This window comes from Cyanobium sp. ULC065, from assembly GCF_977927515.1.
Genome location: NZ_OZ376393.1, coordinates 2,877,242 through 2,892,435 on the forward strand (window position 1 = coordinate 2,877,242; position 15,194 = coordinate 2,892,435).

Annotated in this window: 18 protein-coding genes; 6 read left to right on the forward strand and 12 right to left on the reverse strand. The window is 68.5% G+C overall.

Annotated features, from left to right (window positions below):
• Positions 1 to 90: 90 nt before the first annotated feature.
• Positions 91 to 1,104: a GTPase Era gene (era, locus tag ACXMDP_RS14350; RefSeq protein WP_259730234.1), complete on the reverse strand. Its 1,014-nt coding sequence runs from the start codon at positions 1,102 to 1,104 to the stop codon at positions 91 to 93.
• Positions 1,105 to 1,210: 106 nt separating this feature from the next.
• Here era and ACXMDP_RS14355 point away from each other — a divergent pair, with 106 nt between their 5' ends.
• Entirely contained in the window at positions 1,211 to 1,699 is a 489-nt protein-coding gene (locus ACXMDP_RS14355) for a hypothetical protein (protein ID WP_457766962.1), read from the forward strand.
• A gap of 57 nt (positions 1,700 to 1,756) precedes the next feature.
• On the opposite strand, the gene ACXMDP_RS14360 is transcribed toward ACXMDP_RS14355, so the two are convergent.
• The gene (locus ACXMDP_RS14360; RefSeq protein WP_259730232.1) at positions 1,757 to 3,901 is read right to left on the reverse strand and encodes a bifunctional aldolase/short-chain dehydrogenase; all 2,145 of its coding nucleotides are present in this window, start codon (positions 3,899 to 3,901) and stop codon (positions 1,757 to 1,759) included.
• Here ACXMDP_RS14360 and ACXMDP_RS14365 point away from each other — a divergent pair.
• Both ACXMDP_RS14365 and ACXMDP_RS14370 read left to right on the forward strand, forming a co-directional pair.
• On the forward strand, positions 3,900 to 4,421 hold the full coding sequence (locus tag ACXMDP_RS14365; protein ID WP_457766963.1) for a hypothetical protein: 522 nt from the start codon (positions 3,900 to 3,902) through the stop codon (positions 4,419 to 4,421). The two genes, ACXMDP_RS14360 and ACXMDP_RS14365, sit on opposite strands and share 2 nt — an antisense overlap.
• A gap of 10 nt (positions 4,422 to 4,431) precedes the next feature.
• A complete protein-coding gene (locus ACXMDP_RS14370; protein WP_457766964.1) occupies positions 4,432 to 5,433 on the forward strand; it encodes a zinc-binding alcohol dehydrogenase family protein in 1,002 nt (333 codons plus the stop codon).
• Here the strand turns inward: ACXMDP_RS14370 and ACXMDP_RS14375 are convergent.
• The 4 genes from ACXMDP_RS14375 to ACXMDP_RS14390 are packed head-to-tail and all read right to left on the reverse strand — an operon-like array spanning position 5,430 to position 8,782.
• Positions 5,430 to 6,410, reverse strand: a complete 981-nt coding sequence (locus tag ACXMDP_RS14375) for a class I SAM-dependent methyltransferase (RefSeq protein WP_259730229.1) — start codon at positions 6,408 to 6,410, stop codon at positions 5,430 to 5,432. The genes ACXMDP_RS14370 and ACXMDP_RS14375 overlap by 4 nt on opposite strands.
• A gap of 21 nt (positions 6,411 to 6,431) precedes the next feature.
• Entirely contained in the window at positions 6,432 to 7,565 is a 1,134-nt protein-coding gene (locus tag ACXMDP_RS14380) for a YeeE/YedE thiosulfate transporter family protein (RefSeq protein WP_457766965.1), read from the reverse strand.
• Entirely contained in the window at positions 7,562 to 7,693 is a 132-nt protein-coding gene (locus ACXMDP_RS14385) for a hypothetical protein (protein ID WP_457766966.1), read from the reverse strand. The genes ACXMDP_RS14380 and ACXMDP_RS14385 overlap by 4 nt, the downstream gene beginning before the upstream one ends.
• 33 nt (positions 7,694 to 7,726) lie before the next feature.
• Positions 7,727 to 8,782, reverse strand: coding sequence for a sulfurtransferase (locus tag ACXMDP_RS14390; RefSeq protein WP_259730226.1), 1,056 nt, complete (start codon positions 8,780 to 8,782; stop codon positions 7,727 to 7,729).
• Positions 8,783 to 8,908: 126 nt separating this feature from the next.
• Here ACXMDP_RS14390 and ACXMDP_RS14395 point away from each other — a divergent pair, with 126 nt between their 5' ends.
• Entirely contained in the window at positions 8,909 to 9,337 is a 429-nt protein-coding gene (locus ACXMDP_RS14395; RefSeq protein ID WP_094512601.1) for a hypothetical protein, read from the forward strand.
• A 24-nt stretch (positions 9,338 to 9,361) separates the two neighbouring features.
• Positions 9,362 to 9,781: a cytochrome c oxidase assembly factor 1 family protein gene (locus ACXMDP_RS14400; protein WP_259730225.1), complete on the forward strand. Its 420-nt coding sequence runs from the start codon at positions 9,362 to 9,364 to the stop codon at positions 9,779 to 9,781.
• A 20-nt stretch (positions 9,782 to 9,801) separates the two neighbouring features.
• Here the strand turns inward: ACXMDP_RS14400 and mtnA are convergent, their stop codons facing one another.
• Positions 9,802 to 10,920, reverse strand: coding sequence for an S-methyl-5-thioribose-1-phosphate isomerase (gene mtnA, locus ACXMDP_RS14405; protein ID WP_259730224.1), 1,119 nt, complete (start codon positions 10,918 to 10,920; stop codon positions 9,802 to 9,804).
• Positions 10,921 to 11,059: 139 nt separating this feature from the next.
• Between mtnA and ACXMDP_RS14410 the strand changes: the two genes are divergently transcribed.
• Positions 11,060 to 11,431, forward strand: coding sequence for a VOC family protein (locus ACXMDP_RS14410; protein WP_259730223.1), 372 nt, complete (start codon positions 11,060 to 11,062; stop codon positions 11,429 to 11,431).
• A 76-nt stretch (positions 11,432 to 11,507) separates the two neighbouring features.
• Here the strand turns inward: ACXMDP_RS14410 and ACXMDP_RS14415 are convergent, their stop codons facing one another.
• From ACXMDP_RS14415 to ACXMDP_RS14435, 5 genes are all read right to left on the reverse strand, one after another.
• Positions 11,508 to 11,765, reverse strand: coding sequence for an HD-GYP domain-containing protein (locus ACXMDP_RS14415; protein ID WP_259730222.1), 258 nt, complete (start codon positions 11,763 to 11,765; stop codon positions 11,508 to 11,510).
• A gap of 295 nt (positions 11,766 to 12,060) precedes the next feature.
• Positions 12,061 to 12,936 (reverse strand): bile acid:sodium symporter family protein, encoded by an 876-nt coding sequence (locus ACXMDP_RS14420; protein WP_259730221.1) that lies wholly within the window; start codon positions 12,934 to 12,936, stop codon positions 12,061 to 12,063.
• Between the two features lie 501 nt (positions 12,937 to 13,437).
• Positions 13,438 to 14,067, reverse strand: a complete 630-nt coding sequence (locus tag ACXMDP_RS14425; RefSeq protein ID WP_259730220.1) for a DJ-1/PfpI family protein — start codon at positions 14,065 to 14,067, stop codon at positions 13,438 to 13,440.
• A 171-nt stretch (positions 14,068 to 14,238) separates the two neighbouring features.
• The gene (locus ACXMDP_RS14430) at positions 14,239 to 14,379 is read right to left on the reverse strand and encodes a hypothetical protein (protein WP_399233475.1); all 141 of its coding nucleotides are present in this window, start codon (positions 14,377 to 14,379) and stop codon (positions 14,239 to 14,241) included.
• A 172-nt stretch (positions 14,380 to 14,551) separates the two neighbouring features.
• Positions 14,552 to 15,001: a hypothetical protein gene (locus ACXMDP_RS14435; RefSeq protein ID WP_259730219.1), complete on the reverse strand. Its 450-nt coding sequence runs from the start codon at positions 14,999 to 15,001 to the stop codon at positions 14,552 to 14,554.
• Positions 15,002 to 15,194 lie beyond the last annotated feature (193 nt).

The window sequence follows — 15,194 nt, forward strand, 5'->3', positions numbered from 1 at the left end:
GGCGGTGGGTGGGCGGTGCGCCCATCCTGAAGCACGGCTCAGGGCCCAGCGGCAACGGCAGGGCCCAGCGCGCCGCCGCGCAGCCAGCCTTCACTCCTCCCGGTAGCCCAGCTCCACCAGCCGCGCCGGGTTGCGGCGCCAGTTCGGCACCACCTTCACGAACAGCTCGAGGTACACGGGCCCGTCGAACACCTTCTGCATCTGGACGCGGGCGCCGCTGCCGATGTCCCGCAGCATGGTGCCGCCCTTGCCGATCAGGATGCCTTTCTGGCTGGAGCGCTCCACCACCACCGTGGCGAGCACGGCCGTTCGCTTGCCGTCTTCCACGATCCGCTCCACCTGGACCGCCACCGAGTGGGGCACCTCCTCGCGGGTAAGGGTCAGCACCTGCTCGCGGATCAGTTCGGCGAGCAGCAACTGCTCCGGCTGGTCGCTGATGGTGTCGGCCGGGTAGAGCGCCGGGCCCAGCGGCAGCCGTGCCGTGAGGGCCGCCACCAGCGCCTCGCAGCCCTCGCCGCTGGTGGCGCTGCACGGGAAGAGCTCGGCGAAGGGGGCGAGGGCTTCACGGGCGCCTGCGCCGCTGGTGGCGTCAGCAGGGGCACCGCCGGGCTCGTCGCCGCGGAAGCCGGTGGTTCCTCGGTCGTTCAGCAGGGCGTCATAGCTGCGTTGCAGTGCGGTGGCTTCTGCCGGATCCACCAGGTCCCATTTGTTCAGGGCCACCAGCACCGGCCTGCGGCTCTGGCGCAGCAGCTCCACGATGAAGCCGTCGCCGCGGCCGGCCGGCTGGCTGCCGTCCACCAGCAACAGCACCACGTCCACGTCACCGATGGCGGAGCGGGCGCTGCGCACCAGCCGTTCCCCCAGCAGGTGATGGGGCTTGTGGATGCCGGGAGTGTCCAGCAGCACCAGCTGGGCGGCGGGAGTGGTGAGGATGGCCCGCAGACGGTTGCGGGTGGTCTGGGCCACGGGGGAGGTGATCGCCACCTTCTCCCCCACCAGCTGGTTGAGCAGCGTCGATTTGCCGACGTTGGGCCGGCCCACCAGGGCCACGAACCCGGAGCGGAAGTCGGGCGGATGGCTCGCCGGCAGGAGCGGAGAATGCATACCTTCAACAGTGTCACCCCACGGGCCGTCGATGTCTGCCTCCACCCCGGCTTCACTCGGTGCAGGGGCCGGAAGCCCTGCCGCTGTTCCCAGTTTTCCGCAGGCCATGGAGATCACGGCCCAATGGCTGGGCTTGTGGGAGAACGGTGAGCTGAGCGACGAAGTGCTGGCTGATCGGGTGGGGGAGCTGGTGCAGAGCCGCGATGGCGCGAGGGGGTTCTTCGTGGTGGCGCTGGCCGGCGATTCCCCCCTGATGGACCGCCTGCCCGATGGCCTGGTGTGGCAGTTACGCCAGGCAGGCGCCGGTGTGGTGGATCTCACCGCCCGCAACCTGGCGATGAGCAAGGCGATGGCCTTGCACCATCAGCGCCAGGACGATGGAGCCATGCAGGCCAGTTCCGAGCGGGTGCACCAGCGGTGTGTGGAGTTGCTGCGCCTGCTCGAGCCCAGGGCTGTGAAGGAGCGGCTGGAAACGCTGCTGGAGGCCACGGCAGGCCGTGGTAACGACGTGGCCTTCCTGGAGCGCTGGGGCTACGACGCCGAGCAGCGTGCCGCGATCGCGGCGGCGATCAAGGAAGTGGCAGAGCCCGCTTGAGAGGGAATGGCTGCTTGCAAGCGCATGGGCCGGCACTTGGTTGGTGGGCTTGATCCCTTACCGCACCATCGCCGCCACGTTGCCGCCATCGACGGTGAGCACGGCGCCGGTGGTGCGATCCAGGCGGGCCAGTGCCACGAAGGCCTCGGCCACATCGGCGGCGGTCACTTCCTGGCCCAGCAGGTTGCCGCCCATGTAGGCGGCCTCGCTGACGCCGCGGGCGACGGAGCGCGCGCGGATCATGGCGTCGTCGAGCAGGCCGGAGCGGATGCGATCAGCATTGATGGCATTGGCACGGATGCGCTCCGTCCCCCCCTCGAGCGCGTATTGGCGCATCAGCGCCAGCAGGGCCGCCTTGGCGATGCCGTAGGCACCGAAGTTCGGGCCGGGATTGAGGGCCTGTTTGGAGACGTTGAACAGCAGCTGGCCGCCCAGCGGGGAGGCCTCGTGAGCAGCCGTGGTGTGGCCTGCGCCGTCCTGGGCCCGGAACACGGCGACAGCGGCCTGGGCCACGTGCTGGTGGGCGAAAAGGTTGAGCTCGAAGCTGGCACGCAGATCGGCGTCTTCAAGGGTGGCGATCGGACCGGTCCAGGCGGCGCCGGCATTGGACACCACCAGGTCGAGGCCACCGAAGCGGGTCACCAGCTGATCGATGGCCGCGCGCACCTGCGCCGGTGCGGTGACATCGGCAGTGAGCGCCAGCGCCCGCTTGCCGCAGCTGGCGGCCACGGCGGCGGCCCCCTCGGCGTCACGATCGAGCACGGCCACCTCAGCGCCGGCGGCGGCGAACGCCCGGGCGATCGCCGCGCCGATGCCACCCGCTCCACCGGTGACCAGCACCACGTGCCGGGCCAGGGGCAGCTCCTTACCCTTGCCGAGCTTGGCCTGCTCCAGGCTCCAGTACTCCATGTCGAAGGTGTCGTCCTCACCGACGGGCTGGAAGCGGCCCAGCGCCTCGGCGGCCAGCAGCGTCTGGGCCCAGGCCTCAGCGATGTCGGCGGTGACTGCGGCCGCTGACCCGCTGGCGCCCACCCCCACCAGGCCCAGGCCGGGGATGGCGATCACGCGCGGCAGGGGATCCAGCGGCGTCTTGTGGCCGCCCACGCGGCTGTTCTGGCGCTGCACATAGGCCTGATAGTCGTCCACATAGCCCTGCATCGCCGCCTCCAGTTGCGCCGCCCAGGCCTGCAGGGCCGGCCCGGCCCCGGGACCCTCTGCCGGCGGCGCCGGCGGCAGCACCAACGGTTGGGCCTTGGTGCGGATCACATGGTCGGGGGTGGCGACCCCCCGCCCGGCCCAGGCGCCAAGGCGCTGGTCGTTGGCCACGGCCAGGGCGGTGGCGGTCTGCCGCAGATCCAGCAGCCAGCGGCGCGCACAGCCCTCACGCTCGGCGGCCCGGCTCAGGGCCCCGCGCACCAGCGGCAGTAACGCCGCCGCAGGTGCCGGGCGGCTCGGCAGGGCGCATGGCTGAAACAGGCGCTCGCTGTGGCTGAGGGCGCGCTCGGCCTCCTCCACCAGCGCAATCATCCGCTCGTAGCTCTGCTTGGCCGTGGCCCCGAAGGAGAACAGCCCGTGCTGGAGCAGCACCATCCCCTCCAGCTCCTGGCCGCGGGCGGCGGCGGACGCCGCAGCCGCCTCATAGGCCACCGCGGCGGCCTTGGCCAGCGCGAAGCCGGGCATCACGTAGGGAACGATCGCCACCCGCTCGCCATAGATCCGGCGGCACACCGCCTCGGCGTCGGGCTGGTCGGCCAGCGCCAGCAGCGCCACCGCATGGGTGTGATCGATGAAGGCGTGGGGCAGGAAGGCATGCAGCAGGGCCTCCACCGAGGGATTGGGCGCCGCCGGATCGATCAGGTGGCGCCGCTGGGCCGCCACCATGTCCTCGTCGCTGAGGGACGGCAGCGCGCGCAGCCGCAGCAGCGGCTCCAGCTGCACGGCCGGGTGACCCGGCGGCTCGATCGTGGCCAGATCCCAGCCGCTGCCCTTGACGCACAGCACGGAGATGGGGTCACCTAGGAGGTCGGTGACGCTCGTTTTCAGCGAGGTGTTGCCGCCGCCGTGCAACACCAGTTCCGGGTCGGCGCCCAGCAAGCGGGCGGAGTAGGTGCGCAGGGCCAGCGCCTCGCTCACGCCCCGGGCGCCGTAGTGAGCCACAGCCGCCTGCGCATCGGCGTCGGACCAGCGGTTGAGCACGGCCATGGGACGGGAAGGAGCTTGGGGGAGACTACGGGGAGCCACCCTGCAGGGCCTGCCCGTGTCGTCCCACTGCCGCCGCAGGCCCCCGCTCAGCCCGCAGCAGAAGGGCAGGGGGTGGGCGGCTGCGGCGTTGCTGCCGGTGGTGCCACTGGTGCTGCTGGCCCTGGCGGCGCCCGGCCCGGCCCAGCAGCCGAACCCGCCCCAGATTCCCCGCGACGGCTGGAAGGACTGCGAGTACAACGACAAGCGCCTGGCCTGCGTCGATGAGCAGATGCCCGGCGGCCTGAAGATCCGCTGGAAGGACGGCCTGTCGATGACCTACCGGGAGGTGTCCGGCAAGGGCAAGGACCCCAGCGGCAGCGACCGGCTGCGCGACCGGCTGGGGGGCCTCTGGCGCCGGGAGCTCTACGTGCAGGGCAACATCTCGCTCACCAACGACGCCAACGGCAACCGGATCTTCGTGCCGCTGCGCTTCCCCTGCAAACCGCCCCTGAAGGGGGAGGTGGGCTACTGCCGCTACTGACCCCGCCGCCATGAGAGCGATTCTCGCCACCCCTGCCCTGGTGGACACGGAGCTGCCGGAGCCCGTGCCCGGCCCCCACGACCTGCTGGTGCGGATCGAGGCGATGGCGGTGAACCCGATCGACACCAAGTTGCGGGCCGCCGTGGGCCCCGGCGCGGCTCCGAAGCAGCTGGGCTGGGACGGTGCCGGGGTGGTGAGCGCGGTGGGGAGCGGTGCGCCGCTTCCGGGTGGGGATCCGGTGATGTTCGCCGGCGATGCGGGCAGGGCCGGCTGCAGCGCCGAAGCCGTGCTGGTGGACGAGCGGCTGGTGGGGCGCAAACCGGCCCGGCTCTCCTGGGCCGAGGCAGCCAGCGTGCCGCTGACGGGGCTGACGGCCTGGGAATCACTGTTCGAGCGGCTCGGGCTCGATCCGCTCGACGCTGGTGCGGCCGGGTGCGGGGGTGGCGCCAGCCTGCTGATCCTCGGCGGCGCCGGCGGGGTGGGCTCGATCGCCATCCAGCTGGCCCGCCGGGCCGGGGCGGTGGTGATCGCCAGTGCCTCGCGTCCCGAGAGCGCCGCCTGGGTGCGGGAGCTGGGGGCCCACCACGTCGTCGACCACCACCGGCCCCTGGCTCCCCAGCTGGCCGCCCTGGGCTTCGGGTCGGTGGATCACATCGCCAACTTCAGCGACACCGACGCCTACTGGGAGGTGATGGCCGAACTCATCGCCCCGCTGGGGTCGATCGTGGCGATCGTGGGCAACCGCCGCCCCCTCGACCTCAACCTGCTCAAGGCCAAGAGCGTGACGTTCGCCTGGGAGTTCATGTTCAGCCGCTCCCAGTTCCAGACCGCCGACATGGGGCGGCAGGGGGAGATCCTCGACCGGCTCGCCGAGCTGTTCGAGGCCGGCGAGCTGCACCCCACCCTGGGCCGCACCCTCAGCCCCATCAACGCCACCAACCTGGAGCTTGCCCACACCCAGCTGGCCAGCGGCAGCACGATCGGCAAGATCGCCCTGGTCGGCTGGGCCTAGGCCAGACGCGCCACCAGCACCCGGTGGCGGGGGTCGCAGGCCTCCCGGCGCACGTCGCGGAAGCCGGCCTGCTCCAGGGTCCTGGGCAGATCGAGGCTGAAGTAGTCGGCCAGGTAGGGCTCGGTGCTCTTGAGCAGGGTGGCGATCGGCGCCGGCAGGCGGCGGATCACGGCCGAATCGGGATCCTGATCCACCAGGGCCACCACCCCGCCGGGCCGCAGCAGCCGGGCCGCCTCCTGCAGCACCGCCCGGGTGGCGCCGGCGGGCAGCTCGTGGCAGACGAACTGCAGCGTGATCAGATCGACGCTCGCCGCCGGCAGGCCGGTGGCCTCGGCGGCGGCGTGGTGCCAGCGGCGGATCCGCCCGCCGGGATCCCGGACCCTGGCCACCGCGAGCATCTGGGGGGAGAGATCGAGCCCCTCGACGTCCACGTCTGGGCCCTCGCGCCGGTCCAGCCAGTCCTTGAGGGCCAGGGTGCCGACGCCCACCGAGCAGCCGATGTCGAGGGCGCTGCGCACGGGCCCCGAAAGGCTGGGCTCGATCGCCGCGAAGATCGCGTCCCTCAGCCGCCGCTGGGCGTCCTGGGGCTCGAGGGTTTCCCCCGGCCACACCCGCAGGGCCATGGCATCGGTGGCCTGCTCCGCCTCTCCGGCCGCCGCCCAGCAGAGATTGCCCTCCTGGTAAGCGTGGAACCGGGCCCGGTAGTAGGCCGGCGTCTGGGTGGCCGCCTCGGTGCTGCTGGCCAGCAGCGGCTCGGCCTGGCGCACCAGCTCCTCGCGCCGGGCCCGCCAGGCGATGCCGCGGCGCTCGGCGGTGCGGATGATCAGCTGGCGGGCCTGCAGGAACAGCAGCCGCCGCAGGGGCTCGACGGCCAGCAGCCGGTCGATCAGCCAGCCGAGAGGATGGCGCGAGGCCACCCAGTTGGGGGGCGGGGCGGCGGCGGTCAGGGCCGGAGCGGCAGGCTGGGCCTGGGCCATGGACGGCGAAGGGGCGGCGACTCAGTCTGACGGCGTTGCGGCCCCCGGCGCCGGGCGCAACCGCAGCGAGGCCGCGAAGCCCGCCAGGGCCACCGCCAGCCAGATCCAGCCGTGCAGGCTGAAGCTCATCACCCCGCCCAAGAAGGCATTGACGTTGCACCCCGAGGCGAGCACCCCGCCGTAGCCCATCAGCAGGCCGCCGAAGCCACGCCGGGCCAGGTCCGGCAGGGGCTCGGACCGCTCACCGCGCCAGCGGAAACGGCCCTCGGCCAGGGCGGTGGCGACGGCGCCGTAGAGCAGGCCCAGATCCACGAGCACGGCCTCGTTGAACAGCCAGGCCTCCGGCCCCGCCAGCAGGGCCTGGCCCCGGGGACTTGACCAGAACAGGCTGCTGCCTGGATCCCAGCCCAGGGCCTGGGCGGCGTGGGCGCCACTGAGGGCCAGGCCCCAAAGCACCTTCCAGGGCTCGGCCGTCACCAGCAGCAGGCCCGTGGCCAGCAGGGCGACGGCGATGGCGCCGCCGTAGAGCCGGCGGCTGGGTGAGCGCCAGGGGACCTGGCCGCTCCAGCGCGTCAGCAGCACGGCGATCAGGGCCATGAAGGCGAGCTGCAGGGTCAGGGCGCCCAGCAGGCCGAAGAGCTCCAGGCCGACCGGGGACGGGAGGCGCGGCAGGGGCAGGGCCGCCAGCTGCGGGGCGTGCAGGGTGCCGAGGAAGGCGCCGACGATCAGGCCGATCAGGGCGGCCAGCACGCCGCCGCCGCCGCGGGAGGTGGCCGCCAGGGTGCCGCAGCCGCAGGCCCGGGCCCGCTCCATGCCGATGCCGAACAGGAAGGCTCCGGCCAGGAAGGGCAGGGTGAGGGGGGTGGCCAGCAGCTTCGGCTGCAGGCCGGTGAGGGGCTCGGCGGTGAGCACCAGGGCCATGGCGATCACCAGCAGCGCCGCCAGCAGCAGCTGGGCGAAGACCGGGTGGGGATCCCGCCGCTCGATCAGCCGGCGATAGCCGGAGGCGAAACCGAACCCGGAGCGGACCAGGGCATGGCCGAGGCCACACCCCAGCCCCCAGACGAGGGCGGAGGTCGGTTGCCGTAACGCCAGGGCCACCCCGATGGCGATGGCCGGGGCCACGGCCAGCGCTGGGGGAAGCGGCCGTTTCAACGCTTCTTCGTCTTGGCGGCGGGGGCCGAGCTGTCACCGCCGGTGTCGCAGGCCAGGGCGGCGGCCGGAGCGAACAGCAGCAGCAGAAGGCTGGCCAGCGCCCAGAAGCGGACACGGAAGGTGGTCATGGCCATGGCGGGGGAGAGGGAACGGGGAGGGGCTCAGCGGAGGCTCACCTGCTGGGGTGGGCTGCCCTCAGGCCCCACGGAAATCGGCAGCTTGGAGGCGCTGTACTCGGTCCAGGAGCCCTCGTAGATCCGCACCCGGGGGTACTTGAGCAGGTGCCTGAGAGTGAGGAACTGGAGGCTGGCCTCCCGGCCGGTGCTGCAGGACACGATGATCTCCTTATCCGGGGTGATGCCGCGGCTCACCAGGAGGGCCCGGATCTCGTCGAGGGAGCGGAGCTTGTGAGCGTTTTTCTTCGCCTCGTCGGCGTTGTTGGCTTCGGTGAATGTCTGCCAGGGGATGTTCTTCGCTCCTGGGATGTGGCCGTTGCGGATGAAGGTCTGGTCCGTGCCTTCGAACTGGGCCTTGGGGCGTGGGTCGATGATCACCACGTCGCTGCGGCCGATCAGGGGCTCCAGTTCGCTGAGGCTGATGGCCAGGCCCTTGACCGTGGTGGGCCGGAAGCTGCCGGCCTGGAAGCTGGGGAAGGCCTTGGTGGTGCTCTGCCCAGCTGCCTTGAAGCCGCTCAGGCCGCCATCGACGATGGCCACCTGGCGCACGCCGCTCTTCTCGAGGATGTAGGAGACCAGGGAGGTGCCCAGCACATCGTTACCGTCGGAATAGACGAGCACCGAATCCCGGTCGGAGATGCCGGCCTGGCTCAGCAGGCTGGCCAGCTTGGCGGGGCTCCAGATCTGGAAGGGCAGGCGGCCGTTCGGTCCGCGGAAGGCCTGCTCCGAGAGATGCACCGCCCCGGGCACGTGGCCGCCGATGTAGGAGAGCGGCGGCACCGGGCGCACGTCGAGGACCTTCCAGCGCCCCGAGCGGGCGGCGGCGGCGGCCTCCTCGGGAGAGAACACCTGGAAGCTGGTGCCCCCCGGCGCCAGGGTGGTCACACCGGTGCTGGCCTGGGCCGGAGCGGCGGCGATGGCCCGGGTGATCGGCGCGTCGCTGAGGGCGAAGCCGGTGGCAGCTAGTGCGGCAGCGGTGGCGGTCCCGGCCGCGACCGAGAGCAGCAGGCGCCGGGTTGGGCGGGAGGTCTGCGGGAACATTGAACGCAAAGGCGACCGATTTACCGATGTTTAAAGGATGGCCCCGCTGGGGCCCTGTGTGTTCAACCACGTCTGGGTGTGTCCCGACGAATCGGGGTAACGTCCCTGCGACCTTGCAAACAAGCCATGGACTGGCGTCCCCGTCTGCTGGCCTTCTCCACCTCCCTGCTGGTGGGAGCCGGCGCCCTGGTCGGCGGAGCCGCCCTGGCCACCCCCGCCGGATCCCTGCTCAAGGGCCTGTCACTGCCGCTGCCCAAGCCGGCCGCCAGCCTGTTCGCCGCCAACGCCATCGGCCAGACCAGCCTCAACACCCAGCTGCCCGGCAAGCCGGACGAGCTGCTCGCCAAGGTGAAGGCCTCCCTGGCCAAGCAGGGCTACAGCGAGCGCAAGATCAACACCGTGGTGGGCCCGTGGGGCTTCAACCTGGTGCTGGATCCGCCGGCTGGCACCAAGGTGGATGGCACCGCCGAGGGCAAGGCGGCCGCCCTGGTGCTTCAGGCCACCGCCCTCGGCCCCAACCAGCTGAACCTCAACGTCCGCTTCGAAGGGCTCTAAGGGGTCAAGGACCAGAGTGGCCCCATGGACAGCAAGCCAGCCCCCAACTGGTGGGCCCACAACTGGAAATGGCTGGTGCCGGCCGGCTGCCTCACGGGGGTGGCCGGGCTTGCCGGCTTCATCGCTCTGATCGTCGGCCTCGTGTTCGGGCTGATCAAATCGACCACGCCCTACCAGCAGGCCCTGGCCAAGGCCCAGAAGGATCCGGTGGTGATCAGTCGGCTGGGCGCCCCGATCAATGGGGGCTTGCTGGTGTCCGGCAGCGTCAATCTTTCCGGTGGCACGGGCCAGGCCAACCTGGCCATTCCCCTGCAGGGGTCCAGGGGCAACGGCACCCTGTACGTGGAGGCCCGCCAGAGCGCCGGCACCTGGACCTACTCCACCCTGACGGTCCGGCCGGACGGCGCCGGTGAACCCATCAGCCTGCTGCGGCCCTCGCTCTGAATCGAGCGACGGGCAGCGGCTCAACCCGCGGCCACCGCCACCGGGGCCGCATAGAGGGCCTGGAGGCCCGCTTCGCTGGCCGGCGCCACGCCCCGCTCGGTGATCAGGGCCGTCACCAGGCGGGCGGGGGTGACATCGAAGGCGGGGTTGAAGCCGTCGCTGCCGTCGGGCACCAGCTGCACGCTGGTGGGCTCCCCTGCGGCGGGCTTGCCGGCGATGCGGGTCACCTCCAGGGGGGAACGGGCCTCGATCGGGATCTCCTGCACCCCGTCGGCGATCGACCAGTCGATGGTGGAGGCAGGCAGGGCCACGTAGAAGGGCACGCCGTTGTCGTGGGCGGCCAGGGCCTTGAGGTAGGTGCCGATCTTGTTGCAGACGTCGCCGCAGCGGGTGGTGCGGTCGGTGCCGACGATCACCGCATCCACCTGGCCGTGCTGCATCAGGTGGCCGCCGGCGTTGTCGACGATCACGGTGTGGGGCACTCCTTCGCGTCCCAGCTCGAAGGCGGTCAGGCTTGCCCCCTGGTTGCGGGGGCGGGTCTCATCGACCCATACGTGGATCGGCAGGCCGGAGCGGTGCGCCTTGTAGATCGGCGCCAGGGCCGTGCCCCAGTCGACCGTGGCCAGCCAGCCGGCGTTGCAGTGGGTGAGGACGTTCAGGGGCTGCCCGCGGCGCTCCTCGGGGCGCCGGGCGGCGATCTCCTGGAAGAGGCGCAGGCCGTGGTCGCCGATCGCCTCGCACATGGCCACGTCCTCCGCGGCGATGGCGGCCGCCTCGGCCTTGGCCGCCTCGGCGCGCAGCTCCACCGCCAGAGGCAGCACGGCGGCCCGCACCCGCTCCAGGGCCCAGCGCAGGTTGATGGCGGTGGGGCGGGTGGCATCGAGGCGCTCGAAGGCCTCAGCCAGGGAGGCATCGGAGGGATCGGCCTGCAAGGCCAGCATCAGGCCGTAGGCCCCGGTGACGCCGATCAGGGGAGCCCCCCGCACCACCATGGTGACGATCGCCTCGGCGGCCTCCTCGACGCTGGTGAGCGAGCGGGTTACGAAGCGGTGCGGCAGCAGGGTCTGGTCGATCACACCGACCGAGCGGCCGTCCTCCTCCAGCCAGATGGTGCGCCAGGGCTTGCCGTCGATGTTCATGGGGGTGCGGGTGCGGGCATCGGCCCCATTGTTTCGCCCTGCTGCCCAGCGGCGCCGGGCGCTGACGTGAGCCAGAACACCACGGCAGGAAATGATCAGAAAACCAATCTAAAATCGGCTGAACCTCTCCCTCCAGGCCATGGCATCGAATCCGGTCACCTGGTTTGAGCTGAACGTGCACGACATCGAGCGGGCCAAAGCGTTCTATACGGCCGTGTTCCAGGTGGAATTCCAGGACTTCTCCAACCCGGAGATGGCCTACTGGTGCTTCCCGATGGATGACAGCCATGTGGGCGCCGGTGGGGCACTGATGCAGATGGCGGGGTGCGAACCGGGGAAAGGCGGCACGATGGTGTATTTCAATTGCGACGACTGCGCGGTGGAGGAAAGCCGCGTGGTGCCCGCTGGCGGCACGGTGTGCCGCCCGAAGATGGCGATCGGTAACTTCGGCTTCATCTCCGTGGTCATCGACACGGAGGGCAACCCAATCGGGCTGCATTCACTGCGTTAGCCGAAGCCACCAGGAGGATCAGGTGGCGGAATGAAGGCCTCCTGTTCTGGCGGTTGTTGCCGTTGGAACGCAGCCTTCAGCTCGGGCAACGGTATCCCTTGTCATTGAACAACACCAGGCAGGCATTCGTCACCTCCGGGTCGTAGAGAACACCGCGTTGGTGGGTGATCTCCTCGAGAGCAGCAGTGAGACTCAAGCCTGCAAGGTAGGGCCGGTGGAAACACATCGTCTCAACCACGTCGGCCACAGCCAGGATCCTGTCTTCCATCAACAATTGATTGCCGGGCAGGGCGTCAGGGCATCCACTTCCGTTGATGTGCTCGTGTTGTTCCAAGTGGCACTGCACACCTCAGCGGCCAGGCTCGTCAATCCGCTCGGCCAGGGAAACTACAGGTGCCGCCGATGTTCATCGCGTGGTGAGCTGGGAGGTATTCAGTTGATGCAGAGCGGATGACCTGCTCATGCGTTGCGGATACAGCACTGATGAAGGCGTAGAGGCAAGAGCATCTGGTGGCGGGAAGGAGCTGGGAGCCTTTCCAAGTCCATCCCCCTCGCGGGATAGTCACTGAGCGGACCATTGTTTCAGCATGCCATGCGTGCACTTGACCTTCCTACAGCAAGCCATTCATTCAGCGGCCAGCGCGTGCTGGGCTGCTGCGACGGCCATAGACAATGGCGCCGAAACCGGTGACGTACATCAACAGGCTGTAGACGGCGGCTGGTATCGCCATCTCCGGGCTGTTGAGCAGGCCGGCGGTGATGGCGATCGCCAGCGTGCCGTTCTGGAGGCCCACCTCGATCGCCAGGCAGATCCGCTGAGCTGGGGGCAGACGAAACAGACGGCCAGTGAAGAAACCCGCCAGCATCGCCAGCAGGTTGAGCATCAGCACAGCGAGGCCCACCTGCGCCAGGAAGCCCGGCAGCCTGGTGCCCTCCCGCGTGAGCAACAGCACAATGATGAGCGCCAGCAGCCCCGCCGCCAGGCGGCTCATGTGCGGCTCGAGACGTCGCGCCGTTCTGGGGAAGCGCCGGCGAATGATCATTCCGATCGCTGTAGGCAAGAGGGTGATCAGGAAGATCTGCAGCATGGTGGATCCAATTGGCAGGGAAATCGCCGCCTGCGCGTTGAGAAAATGCTGCAGTGCCAGGTTGGTGAACAGCGGAATCGTGAACACGGTGAGGATGCTGCTCACGGCCGTGAGAGTGACCGACAACGCCACATCACCCCGCGCCAGATAGGTGAGCAGGTTGGAGGAGGGGCCACCAGGACAGAGCGTCAACACAATCAGACCCACCGCAATCGTCGGCTGCATGGGCACCACCAGGGCCACAAGAACGCCGATCAGCGGCAACACCAGGAGCTGGCACAACGTACCGATGGCAACAGCCTTGGGATCACGTGTGATGCGCTGAAAATCCTCAGCCACCAGGCTGAGCCCCATGCCCAGCATCACGATCGCCAACGCAAGCGGCAGCAGAACCGCCGTGAAGATGGTGCTCTGCATCAGCCGCTGCTGGTCAAGAGAGGAAAGAAGTCAGCCAGCCCAGACCCTAATCCCAGCCCTCACCGGGCTCACGTAGAAGCCGGACCTGAAGCGCGGGCCTGTGGGGTGCTGTAGCGATCCAGACAAGAGGCCGCAGGCGGTGAGCCAGCTCTGGCGATCAACCTGAAGGGAGCTCATGAAAGAGCAACAGGAGACCAAAGCCAGAAACCTCATCTGAGGTCAAAACCAGGAGCCAATCCTGTGTCAGCACGTCCTGAGTATGCCCAGGGGCGATACCCCCTGGCCTCCCCGTGGCCATCCTCCAACCAACACGTGACCAACCTTTGACCGGGCCGCAGCCAACCGGGGCGACCACGTGGCCAACCGCAAGAAGTCTACTCAAGATGTTACGAACCTCCCATCTGCGAAGGATGACACTCATTAGGAATGGCATGTCCACCTGCACCGCGCACGACGGGAATGGTTCCAGGAAACAGAGATGGTTTGAAGAGAAGCAGCCAGTCAGTCAGTTTGCCGGAGATAATCCGGAGCTTGATCATCACTGTGGGCATGGCCATAAACAACACCCGATGGGAAATACTCGGCATCGAACTGCACCTTGCCGGCCACCTCCTCACCCGCCACCTCAGCAATGAAGCGCAGCGTGAGATCAATACCAGCAGAAACACCCGCAGAACACCAGATCATTCCATCCCGGGTGAATCGCTCCTCCACCACCTCCACATCGCCAAAGGCACGCAAACGATCCAGCGAGGCCCAGTGAGTGGTAGCTCGCTTGCCGGCGAGCAGCCCCGCCGCCTGGAGCAGAAAAGCGCCGGTGCATACGGACAACACCGCCTGGCAAGAGCGGGCCTGCTCCGCCACGAACTCCAGCAGGCAAGGGTTGAACACTTCTACGCGGGTTCCCTGGCCACCCGGTACCAGCAAGACATCGAGGGCTGGGCACGCCTCGAAGGACACATGCGGATTGATCGACAGGCCATTGGCGCAGACCACCGGCTCCAGCCGCTCCGCCACGGTGAGGCAGCTGCTGGGGCCACCGTCATGCTGCTTCCAGAGCGAGAACATCTCCCATGGGCCGATCACATCGAGCTCTTCAACCTGTGGAAACACAAGAAGACCGATGTCCATGGAGAATCCTGCAGGAGAAGGTCTGGTGCTGAAGCTGGGAGCAAGGGCATACCCACACGGACGCCCCTCTTGAAGCCAGCCGGCGGCTAGCGCTCCGGCCTGGACGACAAAGGACGCTCCTCTTCATCATCGTCAATGTCGTCGACCGAGAGGTGTGCCCTGCATGCCCATCTAGGACTTATCAACAGTCTTGTTATAGAGGCTGGCCCCAATGCTTGCAAGAAAGACAGCGAGCAACCAGCCTGCAGCAAGCAAGCCAATATCCTCCTCTCTGCTGTCAGGGGAGTGGTACCCAATCAACGCGATCGCCATCTGCGCGAACCCTTCGGCAACCCCTCATCCATGGCAGTCTCCATGCTGATGCATGGCGATCACGACAGCAGCGCTGAGGCTCAGGACCTGGAACAGAGATGGCCAGGCTCAGGGTCATTGCGGAATGCCGAAAAGGCAAGAACCGGCAGAAAAGAGAAGCCACACGGATCCGTCAACAGGGTGGCATCAGAACCTCATCGGAAAATGGTGAATCCAGATCGGTGGCATGCACGTGCACATCGGGATCGGCGCAGAGGATAGCCACCAGGTCGTTGTGCAATGTTCCAGCAGCTTCATCGGCACCGGTGTTAACGAAGCGAAAGCGACGCCAACTCCAGCGTCTTGTAGGAGTAGCCCCATCGCTGAGGTAGAGCTCCAGGCTGCCGTCAGCACAGGCACGCCCATAAATGCACACGCCAAAGGTGAAGGGTTGGCCGGCCAACTCCACCCACCACCCCCAATCTTCACAACAGAAGAATGGAGCATGGTATCCCAGTTCCCGCAGTATGGCAGTGAGATACTCCGCCAAAGCCTTCCCATAGGTGCCTTCGTTGATGATCTGCTCAGTTTCACCAGGAAGAATGGAGAACTTCGCAGATGTGATGTGGATGAAGCGGGTCATCGGCAGGTCACCACCTAGAGCCGGCAGTCAGGCATCGTACCGGGACAACGCCAACAGAAACTCCAAGCCTGATCCCTAGAACGGCCTCAACCATGGCTCCTCGCAGGCCTCCAAGCGGGATCCAAACAATGGCCTCAAGCCTTACGCCTGACATCGTCAGAAAAGCCCCTGAAATGACCTCTCCGATGGCACC